15 protein-coding genes and 1 tRNA gene are annotated in these 18,368 nt (G+C 69.4%); 5 read left to right on the forward strand and 11 right to left on the reverse strand.

What is annotated here, in order from left to right; all coding sequences use genetic code 11:
- Nucleotides 1–236: 236 nt before the first annotated feature.
- The 3 genes from DFO65_RS06855 to galU form a co-directional block, all read right to left on the reverse strand.
- Nucleotides 237–2,384, reverse strand: a complete 2,148-nt coding sequence (locus DFO65_RS06855; RefSeq protein WP_113903683.1) for a hypothetical protein — start codon at nucleotides 2,382–2,384, stop codon at nucleotides 237–239.
- A gap of 167 nt (nucleotides 2,385–2,551) precedes the next feature.
- Nucleotides 2,552–3,145: a GNAT family N-acetyltransferase gene (locus DFO65_RS06860; RefSeq protein ID WP_113903684.1), complete on the reverse strand. Its 594-nt coding sequence runs from the start codon at nucleotides 3,143–3,145 to the stop codon at nucleotides 2,552–2,554.
- Between the two features lie 26 nt (nucleotides 3,146–3,171).
- Nucleotides 3,172–4,068, reverse strand: coding sequence for a UTP--glucose-1-phosphate uridylyltransferase GalU (galU, locus tag DFO65_RS06865; RefSeq protein ID WP_113903685.1), 897 nt, complete (start codon nucleotides 4,066–4,068; stop codon nucleotides 3,172–3,174).
- 46 nt (nucleotides 4,069–4,114) lie between these two features.
- Between galU and DFO65_RS06870 the strand changes: the two genes are divergently transcribed.
- The 4 genes from DFO65_RS06870 to mscL all read left to right on the forward strand — a co-directional run bounded on the left by DFO65_RS06870 (nucleotide 4,115) and on the right by mscL (nucleotide 6,619).
- Nucleotides 4,115–4,840, forward strand: a complete 726-nt coding sequence (locus DFO65_RS06870; RefSeq protein WP_245940516.1) for a 5-formyltetrahydrofolate cyclo-ligase — start codon at nucleotides 4,115–4,117, stop codon at nucleotides 4,838–4,840.
- A gap of 194 nt (nucleotides 4,841–5,034) precedes the next feature.
- The gene (locus DFO65_RS06875) at nucleotides 5,035–5,301 is read left to right on the forward strand and encodes an FmdB family zinc ribbon protein (protein WP_113903687.1); all 267 of its coding nucleotides are present in this window, start codon (nucleotides 5,035–5,037) and stop codon (nucleotides 5,299–5,301) included.
- Between the two features lie 134 nt (nucleotides 5,302–5,435).
- Entirely contained in the window at nucleotides 5,436–6,059 is a 624-nt protein-coding gene (locus DFO65_RS06880; RefSeq protein WP_113903688.1) for an SAF domain-containing protein, read from the forward strand.
- A gap of 107 nt (nucleotides 6,060–6,166) precedes the next feature.
- Nucleotides 6,167–6,619, forward strand: coding sequence for a large conductance mechanosensitive channel protein MscL (gene mscL, locus DFO65_RS06885; RefSeq protein ID WP_113903689.1), 453 nt, complete (start codon nucleotides 6,167–6,169; stop codon nucleotides 6,617–6,619).
- A gap of 26 nt (nucleotides 6,620–6,645) precedes the next feature.
- Here the strand turns inward: mscL and DFO65_RS06890 are convergent, their stop codons facing one another.
- Both DFO65_RS06890 and DFO65_RS06895 read right to left on the reverse strand, forming a co-directional pair.
- A complete protein-coding gene (locus tag DFO65_RS06890) occupies nucleotides 6,646–6,945 on the reverse strand; it encodes a hypothetical protein (RefSeq protein WP_113903690.1) in 300 nt (99 codons plus the stop codon).
- Nucleotides 6,938–11,785, reverse strand: coding sequence for a DUF4011 domain-containing protein (locus DFO65_RS06895; protein ID WP_113903691.1), 4,848 nt, complete (start codon nucleotides 11,783–11,785; stop codon nucleotides 6,938–6,940). The genes DFO65_RS06890 and DFO65_RS06895 overlap by 8 nt, the downstream gene beginning before the upstream one ends.
- Nucleotides 11,786–11,954: 169 nt before the next feature.
- Between DFO65_RS06895 and DFO65_RS06900 the strand changes: the two genes are divergently transcribed.
- Nucleotides 11,955–12,027 (forward strand) — tRNA-Arg (locus DFO65_RS06900).
- A gap of 30 nt (nucleotides 12,028–12,057) precedes the next feature.
- On the opposite strand, the gene DFO65_RS06905 is transcribed toward DFO65_RS06900, so the two are convergent.
- The 6 genes from DFO65_RS06905 to DFO65_RS06930 all read right to left on the reverse strand — a co-directional run bounded on the left by DFO65_RS06905 (nucleotide 12,058) and on the right by DFO65_RS06930 (nucleotide 18,360).
- Complete coding sequence (locus DFO65_RS06905; RefSeq protein ID WP_113903692.1) at nucleotides 12,058–12,720, reverse strand: SGNH/GDSL hydrolase family protein; 663 nt, start codon at nucleotides 12,718–12,720, stop codon at nucleotides 12,058–12,060.
- A 21-nt stretch (nucleotides 12,721–12,741) separates the two neighbouring features.
- A complete protein-coding gene (locus tag DFO65_RS06910; protein ID WP_113903693.1) occupies nucleotides 12,742–13,806 on the reverse strand; it encodes a universal stress protein in 1,065 nt (354 codons plus the stop codon).
- Between the two features lie 147 nt (nucleotides 13,807–13,953).
- Nucleotides 13,954–14,454, reverse strand: a complete 501-nt coding sequence (locus DFO65_RS06915; RefSeq protein ID WP_113903694.1) for an HNH endonuclease — start codon at nucleotides 14,452–14,454, stop codon at nucleotides 13,954–13,956.
- Between the two features lie 402 nt (nucleotides 14,455–14,856).
- Entirely contained in the window at nucleotides 14,857–15,648 is a 792-nt protein-coding gene (locus DFO65_RS06920; RefSeq protein ID WP_113903695.1) for a C40 family peptidase, read from the reverse strand.
- Nucleotides 15,649–16,008: 360 nt separating this feature from the next.
- Nucleotides 16,009–16,695, reverse strand: a complete 687-nt coding sequence (locus DFO65_RS06925; RefSeq protein WP_113903696.1) for an iron-dependent transcriptional repressor DtxR — start codon at nucleotides 16,693–16,695, stop codon at nucleotides 16,009–16,011.
- Nucleotides 16,696–16,878: 183 nt separating this feature from the next.
- Entirely contained in the window at nucleotides 16,879–18,360 is a 1,482-nt protein-coding gene (locus DFO65_RS06930; RefSeq protein ID WP_113903697.1) for an aldehyde dehydrogenase family protein, read from the reverse strand.
- Nucleotides 18,361–18,368 lie beyond the last annotated feature (8 nt).

Below are 18,368 nucleotides of genomic sequence, written 5' to 3' on the forward strand. Positions count from 1 at the left end.
CTGGCAGCAGTCGCCGGGGCGGTTCTTCGTCTTTACGCGGTTCCCGGATCGGACACGTCGACGTGTCGTCGGACCCCTCGGTCAAGAGTTCGCTTGAGAGAGCTGGACGCACGCGGCGTGCTCACGCCACCGAACTCTTGAGCGAGGCGAACGCTCGCCCGACGCGGCGTCGAGCACCGCGCACGCGACCGCCCAGACCGCCACAGGCGCGATGCGGATACTGGCGCAGTACGGAATCAGGCGCGACGGCGGGCGAGGACGTCGTTGACGGCGCCGAGTTCGGGCGCCTTCGAGGTGCGGATCGCCTTGCGCCCGTGGACCAGTGGGCTCTCGTCGCGGGCCGAGTCGCTGAGCTCCTGCCGATAGCCGAGCTCGGCGGCGAACTGGGCCGCGATGTCCTCGCGGCTGCGCGGCTCGATCTCGTACGAGGTCATGTCCGCCTTCGTCGCCGCGGGAATCGGGTGGTCGACCTCCGGGGCGTCGACGTAGCTCGGCACCGGCAGCGGCGTCGGAGACCAGCCGTCGCGGGTCTGGAGCCGCTGCATGAACGGATCGCTCACCGCCGGCTGGGGCGACTCGGCGGCCTCGGAAGCCGGCGAGACTGACGGACCGGCTCCCGCAGTCGACGCCCCGGACACGCTGTTCCCGGCCGTCGATGCGGCCTCGCTCACCGTCGTCGTCCCGTTCGCCGATCCGCTCGTCGAAGCGGCCTCGGACTCGACAGTCGATGTGGTCGTCGCCGCTGGGGCCTCGACGCGTTCGGGAGCGGTCCGCGCCGCTTCCCTGCGCTCGGAAGCGGACCGGGCCGCTTCCCTGCGGTCGGAACCGGGGCGCCCTGATTCCGCGCCGGCGGTCTCCGCGGTGCCGGACTCGGCAGCGGCTGAGCCGTCGGCCGCCGTGCTCGGCTTCTCGGACCGGTCCTCGACGACGGGGATCGGGCCGGTGAGCAGGACCTGGCGGGTGGTGTGACCGGCTGCCGCCTCATTGCGGATGTGGACGATGGGGATCTCTCCCGTCGTCGCCTCCTCGCGTGCCCTCTTCGCCGAGGCGTTGCGTTCGATGACTGCTCTGGCCTGCGCGGCCTTGACCGATCCACCGGAATTCGCACCCGGTCGACTGACTGCGGTCGCGCTCGCGCCGGACGCCCGCGCACCGGCAGACGCGCCTGCTCCGGCAGACGTGCTCGCGCCGGCGGACGAACCCGCGCTCGTAGCCGTGCTCCGCGACCGTGCAGAGGTCATCGCGGTCGCTCCACGACCGGACGTCGACGGCCGCTCGGGCTGGGACGCCGCGGCCCCTCGTCGGGCATCCGCGCGCGGAGCAACCGGAGAGCCGGCCGCAGCGCGCTGCGCGGGCGTCGTCTCGAGTTCGCGGAGCTGCTTCCTGATCTCCCATTTGCGCAGGTTGAGGGTGCGCACGATGATGAGCGCGATCACGCTCAGTCCCGCGAACACGCCGATGAGCGCGGGGTGGACGACCGAGAAGATCGCCAACACGCCGGTCACCAGGATTCCGAGCAGGGAGGCGAGCAGCACGAGGGCGAATCCGCGGATCATCGTCCCGAGCGCGCTCAGTGATTCCTGCAGGGTCGTTCTGTTCTCAGTCATCGAATAGTCCTCATCGGCAGGGAAGTTTCGCTTGGACGTCTGCGCGCTCCGGCCCTGGCGGGGAGGAGTCCCCGCACCGGGTGTGCTTCCCGACGGCATCGCGGTGGTCGAGTGGAGCGGACGGACCCCCTCGCCGAGGCGGTCGCCCGACTGCCGGCCGCTCAGTCCCGTGTTGCCGCCCGGCCCGGTGCTGGCGCTGACCTGGCCGGTACCGGCGCGATTGCCGCGGCCCGACCCCGTCGGCCCAGCGGTCGGGGCGGACCGGTCGGCCATCGCCGGAGTGGAGGGACGAAGCCGGTGGACGTTGCTCGGCCCGTTCGCGCCTGCCGCCTCATGGCTGCCGACGAGAGAGGTCCGGTGAGACTGCCCGACCGCCAGCGGCAGGGCGTGCTGCTGCGGCCCTGCCTCGGACCCGGGCCCGATAGCTGTCGAGCGGGACCCGGCGGTCGCCTCGGCGCGGGACCCGTCGACGTGGCCGTCGATGACGGTGAGCGCGGGGACGGGCGACGACAGCCTCAGCTGAGGGGTGTCGGCCAGCGGTTCGACGACGGCGCGCGGCACCGACGGTGTCGCCGTCGTGTCGGAGTGGAAGACGCGAGCGCGCGCGGTGTGGTCCCGGCAGGGACTCTGTGCGTCGGGATCGATGACTCGTGCCTGGTCCGGGACCCTGTCGATGTCGACACGGGAAAGCTCGGTCGCGGAGCGGCGGATCATTGCGGGCACAGCAACGACGAAGACCACGATGATGGCGATGACGACGATGATGCTGGTGTCCACACTGCAACCCTAGAGCGCGGTCGCGGACAAGGGGGTGAAGGAGTGAGGTGTGTCGGTCAAACCATGACCGAGATTTCCCTGAGCCGGTTCAGGGCTGAGCCTGCACCTCCGAGCGATGGGTCACAGCTCTCGTTCGCGGGCCCTCACAGCGCCCCTGCCGGGCAGGCTCACCCCTGCCGGCCGTGCCGGAATGCGGCCAGCACCCCGTGCGGCACATCCTCGGTGACCAGCGCGAACGTCCGATGGTCGCACCACGTTCCGTCGATGTGCATGTACTTCTCGCGCACGCCCTCGTCGCGGAACCCGAGCTTCTCGACGACGCGCAGGCTGGCGGCGTTCTCAGGGCGGATGTTGATCTCGATCCGGTGCAGGCCGAGGGTGAAGAAGCAGTGGTCGCTGGCCATCGCCACCGCGGTCGGCATGATCGATCGACCGGCGACCCGCGAATCGATCCAGTAGCCGATCTGGGCGCTGAGTATCGACCCCCATTGGATTCCCGACACGGTCAGCTGCCCGCGCAGGCTCCCGCCGACCTCGACGGCGAAGGGCAGGGACTGGCCCCGCCTGGCCTGCTTCTCGTGCATGCGGACCATCGCCCTGAAGCCCGGGAGCTCCTGCCCCGGGGTCGGCAGAGTCGCGTCCCAGGGCCGCAGCCATTCGCGGTTGAAGCGCCGCACTTCGTTCCAGGCGCTCTCGTCGCGCCGATGCAGGGGACGCAGGACGACGTCGGAGCGCCGATCAGTGAGGACGACCGGCCACATGTACTTCTCTCCTCCGTGAGGCCGGTTCAGTCGAGCGAGGCCACGTAGTCCTTGAGCCACGCCTTGAGATCGGTGCCGAGGTCGTCGCGATCGCAGGCGATCTGCACGACGGCCTTGAGGTAGTCGAGCTTGTCGCCGGTGTCGTAGCGCGCTCCCTTGAAGACGACGCCGTAGACGCCGGGACTGCTCTCGGTCAGCGTCTGCAGGGCGTCGGTCAGCTGGATCTCGTTGCCCCGGCCGGGTTCGGTGGTCTCGAGGACGTCGAAGATCTCCGGCGCGAGGACGTACCGGCCGATGATCGCCAGGTTCGACGGCGCCTCGTCGGTCGCGGGCTTCTCGACGAGACCGGTGATCCTCACGACCTCGTCGTCATCGGTCGACTCGACCGCCGCGCAGCCGTAGAGGTGGATCGACTCCTCGGGCACCTCCATGAGCGCCACGACGTTGCCGCCGGTCTGTTCGGCCACCTCGATCATCTTCGGCAGGATCGGGCCGCGCGGGTCGATGAGGTCGTCGCCGAGCAGAACCGCGAAGTGCTCGTTGCCCACATGCTGCCGGCCCTTGAGGACCGCGTGCCCCAGGCCCTTGGGGTCGCCCTGGCGCACATAGTGGATGTCGGCGAGCTCGGACGCGTGCTGGACGGCGGCGAGCTTCTTGTCGTCGCCCTTCTTCCTCAGCGCCGCTTCGAGTCCATCGACCTTGTCGAAATGATCTTCGAGGGGCCGCTTGTTGCGGCCGGTGATCATGAGCACGTCGTGCAGGCCGGCGCTGACGACCTCTTCGACGACGTACTGGATCGCGGGCTTGTCGACGACGGGGAGCATCTCCTTCGGCGTCGCCTTCGTCGCAGGGAGGAATCGTGTTCCGAGGCCGGCCACCGGGATCACGGCTTTGCGCACGCGGTGCGTCGTTTGATCACTCATGCAGTTCATCTTAACCGCAGGGCGGGCGCCGACTAGTCTTGTGGACGTGCAAGGAAACATTTCGAAAGACCGACTGCGGACCGAGGTCCGCGCCCGGCGAGCGGCCCGCGCCGGCGGTGAGTCCGCCGCCGGCTCCCCGCCCGGCGAGGAGGTCCCCTTGTCCGGTGGGGAGGGTGTCCCGTCCGGTGGGGACGGACCGTTGCCCGGCGGGAACTCCGTCGCCGAGGCGGCGTGGCGGTTCGCGTCCTCCGCCGTGTCCGGTCAGGGGCCGCCGGCGCTGCTCGCCTATGCGGCGCTGCGTGGGGAGCCGAGCCTCGACTCCTGCATCGACCGGTTCCTCGCGGCAGGGGCGACGGTCTACCTGCCGGTCGTCACCCGGGTGGGCGAGGCGCTGAGGTTCGGCGCCGTGACCGGCTCGATGGAGAGTCTGGAGCCCCGGGGCAAGTGGGGGATCCGCGAACCGGAGGCGCAGCTGAGCGCCACGGAGCTGCTGTCCGCCGAGGTGGGCCTCGATCTCATCTTCGTCCCGGCCCTCGGCTTCGGCGCGGACGGGGCCAGGCTGGGCAATGGCGGCGGCTTCTACGACCGGACATTCGGCCCACTCGGCGAAGTCCCCCTCGGCGAGGTGTCACCGGGTGCAGAGCCTCGTGGCCCCGCGCTCGGCGGAGTCTGCTTCGATGACGAGATCGGCCTGCCGGGGCTGCGCGTCGAGCCCTGGGATCTGCGCATCACCCAGGCGGTGACCGAGTCGGGCCTCCATCGGTTCGGGTGACCTCGGTTCGGGTGACTTCGGTTGGGGTGACCTGCGCCCGGCTGCCCGGTTGCCGGAATAGCCGGCCACTCGTCCTCGTTGACCTGTGCAGAAGTGTCCCGTCTGCCGAGGAACTGCCCTGGGCTCGTCACCCGCACGTTGCCGGTCCTCAGCCGCCGGTGCACTATAATCTTCTCGTCGAAGAAAGGTTGTCCATGCCCGTCTACTCCTATGCCTGCAAGAGCTGCGGCCACGCGTTCGATATCCACCAGGACTTCAGCGATGACTCCCTGACGATCTGCCCGGAATGCCAGGGCCGTCTGAAGAAGGTCTTCGGCACCGTCGGCGTGAGCTTCAAGGGGTCCGGCTTCTACGCCACCGATTCGCGGTCCAGCTCCACCAGCTCCTCCCCCGCCAAGTCCTCGACCCCTGCGAAGGAATCGTCGCCCGCCCCCGCCGCGAGCGCACCGGCAGCCGGCTGACCCAGCCACTCGTCCACGGATCGCCCGTGGATCGTCGCTGACTCGTACGCAGACCGCCTGTGGATGGAAATCGCTCATCCACAGGCGGTCTGTCGTCCCTTGCCCGAGATCCGCCCGACGGCCACTCTGAGCAGATGGGAATCGTGCAGCGCATCCGCAATCTGCCCTGGCCGCCGTCGCCTCGGGTCCGACCGCGGCGGCTGCTCGCCGCTCTCTGCCTCGCGACGGCCTGCGCGATCACCGTGTGGGCGCTCACGCCTGCGCAGGGCGGTTCTCCGGTCGTCGTCGCCGACGAGGACCTGCCGCCCGGCACCGAGCTGAGCGACGACGACCTCGTCGTCGTCGACTACCCTGCGGGACTCGTCCCCGACAAGGCGTTCGCCTCGATCTCCGAAGCAACGGACAAACGCACCTCGGCGGGTCTGTCGAAGGGATCCCCGGTGACCCGCTCGGCGGTGCTCGATCAGCAGGCACTGCCGGCCGGCAGCACGGACCTCATCATGCCGGTGCGCCTGACCGATGACGCCTCGGCCGGCCTGCTGCAGCCCGGCCAGAGGATCCGCCTCTTCAGCTCGCTGCCCGAGGGAGGGTCCGAAGTCGTCGTCGAGGAGGTGACGATCGCCCAGGTCATGGCCGAGGAGGACGGGCTGACCGGGGGTTCGGGGAGGCTCGTGTCCGTCATCCTGTCCTCCGAGGACGCGGGTCGGATCGCCGAGTTCACCGGTCTGCCGATCAGCTTCGCCATCCTCCCGCGCTGATCTGCGCCGATTCCGCGGAGGGTTCTGTGTACGATATGACAGTATTCGAGAGTCCTGCGCGGTCAGCAGGCGTGGGGCTGTCTCCCTCCGTCGAAAGGATGCCATTCATGTTCAAGGGCTTCAGGGACTTCATTCTGCAGGGCAATGTCGTCGAGCTCGCCACGGCCGTCATCATCGGCGGCGCATTCACCGCGATCGTCTCGGCGTTCTCCGACAAGATCATCAACCCGCTCATCGCCGCTTTCGGCAGCGCCGAAGGACCCGCTCTGTCCTTCCAGCTCAATCCCAACGTTCCGGAGTCGACGATCGACATCGGCGCCGTGATCACCGCCGTCATCAACTTCCTCATCGTCGCGGCCATCGTCTACTTCATCATCATCGTGCCGATGAACAAGCTCAACGATCTGCGCAAGCGCGGCGCTCCCGAGGAGGTCGTGCCTCCCACGGCTGAGGATCTGCTCGCCGACATCCGCGAGATCCTCCGCACCCAGGCAGCGGGCAGCTCGGCCGCCCCCGCCGATTCGACCGATCCTGGCGACGCTAACCGGCCTCGCCACTGATCGATCGCACCTCGCCGCCGCACTGGCTACCAGTGCGGCGGTTTCTGCGTTCTGTAGTCGTCCGCGCTGAAACCCTCGTGTGCGGGATCGGCCTCGTTGCGCAGGGTCGCCCGGTACTCCCGCAGGATCCGCTCCAGGCGCGCCTTCTTCTCCGCCGGATCCTCGACGTCGCGGTCCCCGCCGCCATCCGAGCCCGGCTCACGGGCGTCGCCGCTGCCGCCGCCATCCGATTCCGACCGTGGAGTATCGCCGCCGGCATCCGGCTCCCGCCCGGGACCGTCGCCGCCGGCACCCCGCCCGGAAGCGTCGTCGGGCTCGTCAGGCATTGCCGCCAGAACTCCGCCGAGGTGACTCCGCGGGCTCCTCGTCCGTCTCCTCGACCGTCCGGGTCTCCCGGGTCTCGACGGCGGCGGACTGCTCGATGAGTCCCGCGTCCTCGAGCTCCTCGGCGCGGATCCTCCCCGTGTCGAAGGTGGGGATGATCTCCCCTTCGACGGGACTGTGGTGCGCGGACTCGGGGACGATCACCTCGGCGCCGGTGACCCTCTTGGCCTGGGCGTGCCGTCTCCGGTAGCGGTCGACGGCGGCCTGGAGTCGCGAGTCGCCGCGCTGGGAGCTGCCCTTCTGCGCGAGCGCGGTGCGGAGGAGATCCTTGATCTCGGCATCGTTGCGGACGACGGAGTCCGACTGGATCCAGTCGATCATCGCGTCGAGCCCGGATTCCGAGTACTTGTGCATCGGCAGCCCTGGGACGAGCTTCGGCCGACTCCCGGTGCGGCCGACGACGACGGACGCGGCGCGGGCGGCGTTGAGGATCGCCTGCGGGCTCATCTTCTCCACGGCCCGGCGCCAGACGTCGTAGATCTTCTCGGTCTCGGCCTGCGGGTCGACGAAGGCATCGGTCGACCACACGCGCATGAACCGCCAGCCGCGGCGCTCGAGCTGCTCGGGCACGACCCTGTCGCGTTGGCGGATGCTGCGCACCGAGGCGTACTGCGGGCCGTCGCCGGACACGGCGATGATCATCCCGTGCTCGTCCTCGGCGGAGTTCGCGACGGCGAGGTCGATCCCGTTGTAGTGCTCGTGGGCGACGACGCCCAGCTGCAGCAGCCGGGAGGCGATGTCGTTGAACAGCGGGTCGTAGATCTCGCCGTGGGGGCCGGGCTGGGTGACGCCGCCGGCGGCGATCTCCTCGAGCAGTCGCGGCAGGAGCGCCGCTCCGCCGGTGAGTTTCGCCGGATCGAAGTCCTCGGCCTCGATGCTCGAGACCACGGTCAGCCGCTTCCTGGCCCGGGTCATCGTCGCGGCGAGGATCCGTTCGCCGTCGGGACCCGACAGCGCGCCGAGGTCGTGGATGACTCGTCCGTGGACGGTCCGGCCGTAGCCGAGCGTGAAGATCACGGCGTCGCGGGACATACCCTGGACGCGCTCGCAGTCGGTGACGACGAACGGCTCCTTGCTCCCGTCGTTGAAGAACGCCGCGACGTAGGGCAGGTCCTTCATCGCCCGCGAGATCGCGGTGGCGACGCGCTGAGCGTGGTGGGGAGTGAGGGCGACGACGGCGAGGGACTCACGCGATCTCGTCCTCGCGTGCCGGAGCACGAGCTCGACGACGCGTTTGACCTCGGCGTCGGGACTCTCGACCCGGCCGGTGCCGATGTCGGTGGGCCCGCGGCCGTCGGCGACGTACGAGAACTCGAGACCCGACCCCTCTCCGGTGTGGGCGGTGGGCAGGGTGGTGATCGTCGAGTCGTAGAAGTGCCGGTTCGCCAGGTCGATGAGTCCGACGGGTGAGAGCCGGTAGGAGTTCGAGAGATTCATCCGCGGCAGGAACTCGCCGAGGCAGTCCTGCACCGAGGGCGGATGCTCGCTGTCATCGGGTCCCCAGCGGTCGACGGCGACGGTGAACGGGCGCGGACCGAGCAGCCGGGAGTCACCGAGGGAGATGATCTGCCGGGCGCGCGTGATCGTCGGCACCACGTCGGGGATCGAGAGCCGACCGGCGTCGGCGATGATGACCGCGTCGAAGAGGGGCAGCGCGGAGAAGAGCTCGGGCACGGTGAACGGGCTGGCCATCCACACCGGGGCCAGGGTCGTGAGCAGCTCGGGCGCCTTCGTCGACATCCGCTTGACGGAGGTGTGCGGCGAGAGCAGCTCCTGCTTGATGACGCCGGCGGAGATCGGGTCGTTCTCGATGCCGTGCTTCCACGACTGGGCATGGTTGTAGCGCAGGCGCTGCGCTCCGGCGGCGACATAGGCGCGGTCGTTCTCGCGGAACCCTTCGGCCACCTGGTGGAGCGCGGCACCGTCGTGCCGGCCCACCTGCGGGTCCTCGGTCGCCATGGTCTGGAGCACCGAGGCCCAGTAGGCGAGGTCGAACTCGGGTCCGACGAGGCCGGTGTCGACCTTGCGCCGGCGCAGGTCGGTGAGCAGGTCGGAGAGTCCTTCGCCGCTGAGCTCACGCTGGAGGCGGGAGCGTTCGGGCAGCTCGGCGAGATTGTCCGTGTCGGCACCCATCGCCTCGCACCTGGCCTGCAGCTCCTCGATGAGCATCGAGCCGAGGTCTCCCCCGTCCGGGGTCGTCCTGAGCACGGGCGAGATCTTCGCGACGTCGGCCTCGACCCCCTGGAGGATCTCGTCGGCCTCGAGGACCCCGCGCGGGATCGTCGGTCGCCCGTCGTGGCCGGCGAGGTCGGCGAGGATCGTACGCTGCTCGCGGACGTCGACGAGGGCGGCGTGGAGATCGCCGACGTCGGCGCCGGGGCGGAGGAACTCCTTCGCGGACTTCTTCAGACGCTTGCGATGGAGCATGCCCATCTCGACGCCCACCTCGGCGCGGTACTCCGGTGAGCCGGTGGCGGCGATGAGGTCGTCGAGACGGTGGTCGTAGACATCAGGGGCGAAGCTGTCGAGGGTCGTCCGCACCCGCAGCAGCACCTTGATCGCCCGGGACCAGTCGTCGAGGTTGCGGCGGGGATTGAGCTTCGCCTTCGCGAGGACCGGTTCGACGGCCGCGACGAGGTCGGGGATCGTGCGCCCGAGTCGTTCGGCGACGGTCCGGGCGGCCTCGGCCTCCTCGACCGACTTGAGGTCGGCGCCGAACCACACGGTGTCCTCGACGTCGAGGGTGAAGGCGCCGAGGGCGGCCAGCTCGACGAGCTTCGCCCGCAGGGAGTTGCGGTGGTCCTCGCTCGCGCCGAGGATCTCGTCGCCGAATCGCACGGAGGTCTGGGGAGCGTCGTCTCCCGAGGTGAGCTCGGCGAGGTGCTGCATCGTCTCGTAGACGGAGACGTCCCAGGGCTTCCTCCTGCGGTGCAGCGAGCGCACGTGCTCGGCCAGCGTCTCCCGCTGGTCGTTGAGCTCGGTGAGCAGCCGGGACAGATCGGGGCGTTCGGCCTTCTCCGCCGAGGCGATGAGGCCGATGAGCTGCTTCCGGATGTGGTCGGAGTCCTCGCGGGTGTCGACGGCGAATCCCCCGAGCCCCACCTCGGCGAGGCGGGAGGAGAAGTCGTCGAGGGCGTCGGAGTTCTGCGCGAGGAACAGGACGCTCTTGCCGGTGTGGGCGAGCGTCGTAGCCACGGCGACGGCGACCTGGGTCGCACCCGTTCCGGGAGGGGTGTCGACGACGACGGACCGTCCGGACACGGCGGCGTCGACGACGGCCTGCTGGTCGCCGTCGACGTCGATGACGAGGAACTCCTCCTGCGGCCTGCGGTCGGGCAGGGGCGTGATCGGCTCCTGCAGGGCCGCGGGAACGACCTCGTCCGAGTCGGGACCGGTCGACCGGGACTCCGCGTCGTTCGACTGGGCCGCGTCGTTCGACTTGGGCGCGTCGTCCGACTGGGCCGCGTCGTTCGACTGGGGTGCGGGGTCGCTCGACCCGAGCTCGTCGTTCGATTCGGGCGCGCGGCCGCTCGGTTGCGCTGCATCACTTCGCTCGGCGACAGGGCTCGCGGCCGGGCGATCGTCCCGGCTGTCGGCCTGGGCGGTGTCGCCGTCGGTGCGGTTCCCGGCGATGTCGATGCGAACCGTGGGCTCCCCCGGATCGTCCTCGTCAGCGTCCTGCGGGCCGGCCGAATCCGCGGACGCAGCCTCGGGTGAATCCGCGGACGAGTCCGCGCCCTCGGCCGAATCCTGGCCGGAGGCCACATCCCCAGTTGCCGCACGGTCAGCGGTGGCGGCAGCATCCTCGCCGGCGTCGTCGGTCGCGACGACACGGTCGTCGGCAGATGCCTGATCCTCCACGCCCGCGTCGTCGGTCGTGGCGACGCTCTCGATCGCTGGCTTCGCTCCCGTCCCGGTGATCGCGGTGGCGACTGACCGGCTGCCGGAACCCGCTGCCGGGCTGCCGGCCGTCTCCCCGTCGGAGTCGTCTGCCGCGCGGCCCGACCCGGTCGCGCGGGCGACCGCCGGCTTGGGCGCATAGGCGGGGCCGCCGAGCGTGCGACGGACCTCCTCGTCTCCGGCGAGCGCCCGGAGCACGGGGTGCTGGGTCGGCAGATAGTCGGAGGTGAAGGGGGTGACGATGTTGGCGAAGGTGGAGACGACGAAGCGGTGGTTGATCCGCAGTCCCGGAACCGGCTGTGCGAGGTCGCGGAGGCGGTCGAGCGCGGGGCCGGGGTCGAAGCCGTGCGGCCCTCCCGTCGCGTCGACCCAGTCGTCGACGGGCACCGTGAGGTCGTACACCTCGGCGAGGTGGTGGACGAGGGCGGGATTGATCATGATCTCGTCACCGAGGACGATCTCGAAGTCCTCGACCCGGGAGCCGCGCGGGACCAGGGTGATGTGCCTCATGACCACTGGGGCGTTGAACTTGAACTTGGAGTCCTTCTCCGTCCACGAGGCGAAGCCGATCGCGAGGTGGGCCGTGCGGATGCCCCGCTCATTGTCGAGCTGTTCCGCCTTCGAGCGGATCGAGCGGGCGCGCCGGCGGGCGTCGGCGAGGATCTCGTGGTCGCGGATCAGGCTCGACAGCCGGGTCGCCCGGCCGGCGAGCAGCTGGGCCAGACCCGAGGGGTGGGCACCGGAGAGGTCGATGCTGCCGTCGCGCGAATCCCGGAAATGGAGCATGGTGTCGCGACCACCCAGGTGGGCGGCCTGCTCTTTCCACTCGGCATAGACTTCGCCGAGCTCGGGGCTCTGTTCGTCAACAACGGAATCTGGCACAGTTCGACCCTAACGAGAATCATCGCCGAATGGGTGCTGGCGCACCGTGGGCAATCGAGGTTTCTTCTACGCTACACTGGGTGATCGTGGTTCGAAATCGGCGCGGTCCGACCGTCTCGGACACGGTGCCCGGCACCCGAACCGCATCAGGTCGATGATCGACCGGACTGCCCCCGTAGCTCAGGGGATAGAGCACCGCTCTCCTAAAGCGGGTGTCGCGCGTTCGAATCGCGCCGGGGGCGCAGTGACCAGGGCAGACGCCGGACTCCTCATCACCGTCCGGCGGCCCTGACGACGGCCTCGCCGATCGCCTCCCCGAGGACGCGGGCCCCCTGTTGTGTGGGATGGACGCCGTCGTCGCTCATCCCCGGGGCGAAGCGCTCTCCCTCATCGTCGCGCAGCGCCGCCGCCGCATCGACCCACACCCAGCCCTGCTCGCCGGCGAACCGCTCGAGGTGGGCGTTGAGCTCGACTGCGCTCCTGCTCGCCGAATCGATCGGCGGCACCGAGGACAGCACGACCGTGCCGACTCCCGCCTCCTCGGCGATGCGGTCGAGGTTGGCGCCGATCCGCTCGTGGCCGACCCAGCCGGCGTCGTTCGTTCCGGCGAGGATGACGAGGACGTCGGCATCGAGAGGCCCCTGCACACCGTGGGCCATCTGCTCGGTCGTCGCTCCCCATTCCGCCCAGCCGCCGACGAATTCGACCTCTGGCCCCACGGCATGGCTCACCCAGGAGCGGGGACCGGGCCGCCCGCCGGCCAGGTCGATGCTGTCCGCGGCGGTGATCGAGTCGCCCACAGCGGCCATCCTCACGGCCCCGTCGGCAGGCTCGGACAGCGGATGCGGGGACGGGGCGGGAGGTGCGGTGCAGCCGCCGAGGACGAGGCACGCCGCTGCCAACGCGGCGGGGATACCTGCGTGCCAGGACGCCATGGGGCTGCGAGCGCTCCGAGATCAGAGTCCGGGTTCGGCGTCCGTCTGCCCGTGCCGGCGCCTGTGCTGATCGCGGGCGACCCGCACGACCATCGTCGGGCACTGGGAGTACGGCAGCACCGACTGTGAGGTCGAACCGAGCAGGAGACCGGCGAATCCGCCTCTGCCCCGCGAACCGATGACGAGCACCTCGGCGGTGTCCGAGGCCCGGACGAGCACCTCGGCGGGCTGACCGTCGAAGAGGGTCCAGGTCACGTCGAGGTCGGGGAACTCCTCCTTGAGTCGCTGCTTGGCGACGACGAGCTTGTCGGCGGCCTCGTTGACCAGCCGTTCGAGATCGGCCGTGCTCGGCAGCCATTCCGGCCCGATGACGGTGGTGGTGACGACGGCGACGATGTGCAGCGGCGAGCCGCGGCGCACCGCCAGCCGCGCAGCCTTCCACAGCGCCGGGGAGTCGGCACCGAGGGAATCGACGCCGACGACGACCTTCCCGTCGAACCGCAGGCCCTCGATCGCCTCGGCGTCGGGATCGTGCTCGGGTACCTCGGCACCGTCGTGCCTGATGGGCCGCGACGAGGTGGGATGTGCGTCCCTGTGGACGCCGGGCTGCCAGGAGGCGGGAACGACGACGGTGGGGCACTTCGAGTGAGCGGGCAGGGCGCTCGAGACGGTGCCGAGGAGGCGACCGGCGAAACCGCCTCGCCCGCGGGAGCCGACGACGGCCAGGCACCCGGTCTTCGATTCGTCGATGAGCACACCGGCCGCGTCGCCGATCTCGATGACCGCCTCGACGGGCACCCCGGCGGCCTTCACCTCGGCGGCGGCCTCCTTGAGCGTGTTCGTCACCGATGCCCGGATGGACGAGTCGTCGATCGGGACGTAGGAGACGTCGATGGCGGCCGCGGCGACGCTCGGAATCGTGTACGCACCGACGAGGCGGATGGGCTTGCCGAGCGACTTCGCCTCGTTGATCGCCCAGGCCAGCGCGTTGCGGCTGGGAGGAGACCCATCGATGCCGACGATCACGGCCTCCGGCTCGACTGCCGGGCCCGTGCCGGTGTCCTGGGTGCGGTCCTGCTCGGTCATCGCAAGCTCCTCGTGTCGAAGCAACCTTCCGACCTCCACCCTAGAACAGATCGGAAGTGGGTGCGTCCAGCATGTCACATCGATCGTCGGAACGGGTCACGGTGCGGACACCGAAACGGCTCACTTCGCCAACGATCTCGACCCCTCTCAGGCGGCGTCGCCCAGGGCGAGGAACGGCCTCCACTGGTCGACCGGCTTGTCGATCCCGCGCATCCAGAACTGGCCGACACGCGGCTCCTGGGGACGGAAGCCCAGCTTCCAGCCGAGCTCGGACAGGGTCCGGTTCCCCTTCCGGTTGTTGCACTCCCGGCAGCAGGCGACGAGGTTCTCCCAGCTGTTGACTCCCCCGCGCGAGCGCGGCAGGACATGGTCGACGGTGCTCGCGGGCTTCGCGCAATATGCGCAGCGGTAGCCGTCGCGGCGGAGCACCCCGCGCCTCGACAGCGACACCCGACGGTCCCGCGGAGGCTTGACGTAGCGGGTGAGGAGGATGACCGAGGGCTGGTCGAGACTGACGTGCTGGGATCGCACCGGGGCGTCCTCGGCGGCGAGCACGGTCGCCTTCCCGGCGAGCACGAGCACCACGGCCCGGGTGAACGGGACCACGGACAGCGGTTCGTAGCCCGCATTGAGCACGAGGGTCTTCATGTCGCACTCCTCCTCGTCGGGTCGCCGGCCGGCTGCGCGGCCGCTTCGGGGCAGAGGGAGTCAGGCGCGGACGAACGCCCGGAGAACGCAAAAGGCGCCGTGCCGCAGCACAACGCCTCGAACATGGACCTGGACGCAGATATGTACTCCGCGCCAGGGCCTGGAACGGTTATCCGGACTATTCGACCATGTCCCATCGGGTCTTCCCATCACTCAAGGAACTCAATCTTCTCAAGGGTAACGCCGACATGGTGCTGTGATCGAATTCATACGGGTCGTTTCAGCGAAATTTCGGCCCGCGTTCACGAAGACGCTCCCCGCATCCGGACAGCCGGGGAACGCAGAAGCTCCCCGCCGCACTCGAGGACCGTCGAGCGAGGCGGGGAGCTTCGGGAAGGAGGATCAGAGAACGCGGATGAAGGTGACGTTGCCCATCCAGCTGTAGCTGCGCTTCGAGGTGCCCGATCCCGGGGACCCTGCGTCGTACATCATTCCGTTGCCGGCGTAGATGCCGACGTGTCCGGGGTGCCAGATGAGATCGCCGGGCTTGGCCTCCGACTTGGAGACGACCTTCCCGGCGGCCTTCTGCGCGCCCGAGGTGCGGGGCAGATCGACGCCGACCTTGCCGTACACCCACGAGGTGTAGCCGGAGCAGTCCCAGCCGCTCTGGGTGGTGCCGCCGTAGACGTAGGGCACACCGACACCGCGCTCGGCCCAGCCGAGCACCTGCTCGGCCTTCGAGCCGTCGATCGAGCCGGCGTCGGAATCGGACGTCGAGCCCTTGTCGTCGCTCTTCTTCTCGTCGCCCGACGAGGAATCGTCGGAGACGGATGCGGGACGCTCGACAGGCTCGGGCTCCGGAGCGGGCTTGGCGGTGACGGGCTGGATGTCGGCGCTGAAGGACGCCGAGGCCTTCTCGTCCTTCTTCTCGGCCTTGGCATCGGCGACGACGGTGGCCGTCTGGTTCTGGAACTCGACCTGGGTCTCGGCCTCCTGGGAGACGGCGACGCTCTCGTCGGCGCCCTGCCCCGCGGCGGGCAGGACCGCTGCGGTGAGCAGTCCACCGCTGGCGGCCACGACGGCCGCGCGACGTCCGAAGACGGCGGAGTTGGCGTTGAGGATCTCGGTCAGTTCTGTCAGAGGCGTCTTGACCTTGGCCTCTGCGGCGCGGCGGCCATGCTGCTTAGTTGCCACGTTTCCCTCTCGTCACCTATTGGAAGTTCCAACCGCCGCTTTCGGTCCTTGGTGTCCACATCGAGCGCGGCGTGCGGTTCTCGTTGCGAAGTCGTCACTCGCGCGACGACCTTCACAACTGTAACCAATCAGTGATCGATTGTCACGTTTTCATCACGACGGCCGGGGGATGACCCTGAGGTTTTCCATAAACCCGCCGGTCAGAGAGGTGAAGTGGGATGAATGAGATTCATATCTCTGTAACATTCGGGGTGATGCAGAGGGAGGCCCGGGGGTGGTCCCACCCACCCCCGGGCCTCCCTCATCACCGGATTGTCACGATGCGATGACGAATGTAACGCTCGTCACATTCCCGTACCCTCAGTTCTTGTAGGCGAACACGTGCGAGGCCGTGTCGAGCGGCAGATCGAGGACGTCCGGGGCGCCGGGGACATGGACGGTGATGTACTCGCCGTTGCGGGTGATCTCCACGTCGGTCTCCGGCAGGACGCCGGCGACCTGGAACTGCTGGAGCAGGTGGATGTCGACCTGGAGCGGCTCGGCGAGCCACGCGATGCGCAGCTTCGTGGCGCCGTCGCGGGCGACCGCCGTGGCGAGGTCGATGACCTCCGAGGTCGGATTCGACTCCCCGCCGATGACATCCAGCCCGGGAATCGGGTTCCCGTAGGGACCCGAGGAGATCTCGGGCAGCAGATTCAGCAGCTTGCGCTCGACCTGCTCGCTCATCACGTGCTCCCATCGGCAGGCCTCGTCGTGGACGAGCTCCCACTCGAGCCCGACGACGTCGGCGAGGAGGCGTTCGGCCAACCGGTGCTTGCGCATCACCTCGGTGGCGATGCGCCGGCCCTCCGCCGTCAGCTCCAGGTGACGGTCGTTGCTCACGTGCAGCAGTCCGTCTCGCTCCATCCGGGCCACGGTCTGCGACACGGTGGGACCCGAGTGGTCCAGGCGCTCGGCGATCCGGGCCCGCAGAGGCACGATCGACTGTTCCTCGAGTTCGATGATCGACTTGAGGTACATCTCGGTTGTATCAATGAGGTCGTTCACTTGGGACCAGCCACTCCACTCTTCGTCTTCCAGTCGTTCTGACCAGGCATGACAGCCGTTCGGTCGCGCGACTCCTCGTCGGGCCGCGCGAGATCTCGCGACTATTGCGATTCGCCATCAATCCTATCGCGGCTCGGCCCGACCCATGTCAGGTGCAGTCGATCACGGTGGGCCGAGGCGCCCTCAACCCGCGTTGACGTACGCGGTCTTGTGCACCGTGTAGAACTCGCGGGCGGCCCGGGCCTGCTCGCGCGGTCCGTAGCTCGACCCCTTCCGGCCGCCGAAGGACACGTGGTAGTCCACTCCTGCGGTCGGTGCGTTGACCATGACCATTCCTGCCTGGGCGTAACGCTTGAAGTGGCTCGAGTATTTCAGGGACGAGGTGAAGATGCCCGCGGAGAGCCCGAACTCGGTGTCGTTGGCCACCGCCAGCGCCTCGTCGTAGTCGGCCACCTCGATCACCGAGGCGACCGGACCGAAGACCTCTTCCCTGTTGATCGTGTGACCGGGCTTCGTCCCGGTGACGAGCGCCGGGCTGAGGAAGTAGCCGTCGGTGCCCCCGTCGACGCGTTCGCCGCCCGTGACCTCTCCGCCCTCCGCCCGGGCGGTGTCGATGTACCTCAGGTCCTGCTCGAGCTGCGACTCGGACACGACGGGCCCGATCACGGTGCCCTCGGCCCGGGCGTCCCCGACGCGCAGCTGCACCATCCTCTCCTTGAGCAGGCGGACGAACTCGTCGTGGACGTCGCTGGTGACGATGATCCTCGACGAGGCGGTGCAGCGCTGACCGGTGGAGTAGAAGGCCCCGTTGACGGCGGCGTCGGCGGCGGCCTCGAGGTCGGCGTCGCCGAGTACGACGAGCGGGTTCTTCCCGCCCATCTCGCACTGCACGCGGATGCCCGCGGAGCCGGCTGCGGCGATGACCCCCTGCCCCACGGCCGCCGAACCGGTGAAGGTGATCGCGTCGACCCCGGCGGAGCCGGTGAGCACCTCGCCGACGACCCGCCCCGGACCCATGACGAGATTGAGCACACCGTCGGGAAGGCCCGCCTCGACGAGGATGTCGACCAGGGCGTAGGCGCTGCCCGGGACCAGCTCGGCGGGCTTGAACACGACGGTGTTGCCATAGGCGAGCGCCGGGGCGATCTTCCAGGCAGGGATGGCGATGGGGAAGTTCCAGGGGGTGATGACGCCGACGACCCCGATCGGCTCATGGGTCATCTCCGCGACGAGGCCGGGACGGACCGACTCGATGATCTCCCCGGTGTTGCGGATCGTCTCGCCGGCGAAGAACTTGAGGATCTGCGCCGCACGGAGGACCTCCCCGCGAGCCTCGGTGAGCTGCTTGCCCTCCTCCCTGGCCAGCAGGTCGGCGAGGTCGTCGGCGCGCTCGGCGATACGGGTGCCCGCGGTGTCGAGGATCGTGAAGCGCTGCTGGGCCGGGAAGTCGGCCCACGCCGGTGCCGCCGCACGGGCAGCGGCGATCGCATCGCGCACGGCGGCCTCGTCGGCGCGTGCGAAGCGTCCGAGGACATCGGCGGGGTCGGAGGGATTGCGGTTGAGGGTGCGGTCCTCGGAACCGCGACGCGTGCCGCCGATGAGGTTGTCGAACACCGCATCGGGACCGAACTGCGGTCCCGCTGTGGTCTGAGAGGTCTGGGTCATGTCACTCC

Origin of the sequence: Brevibacterium sanguinis (genome assembly GCF_003315415.1) — a bacterium.
Classification (GTDB): domain Bacteria; phylum Actinomycetota; class Actinomycetes; order Actinomycetales; family Brevibacteriaceae; genus Brevibacterium; species Brevibacterium celere_A.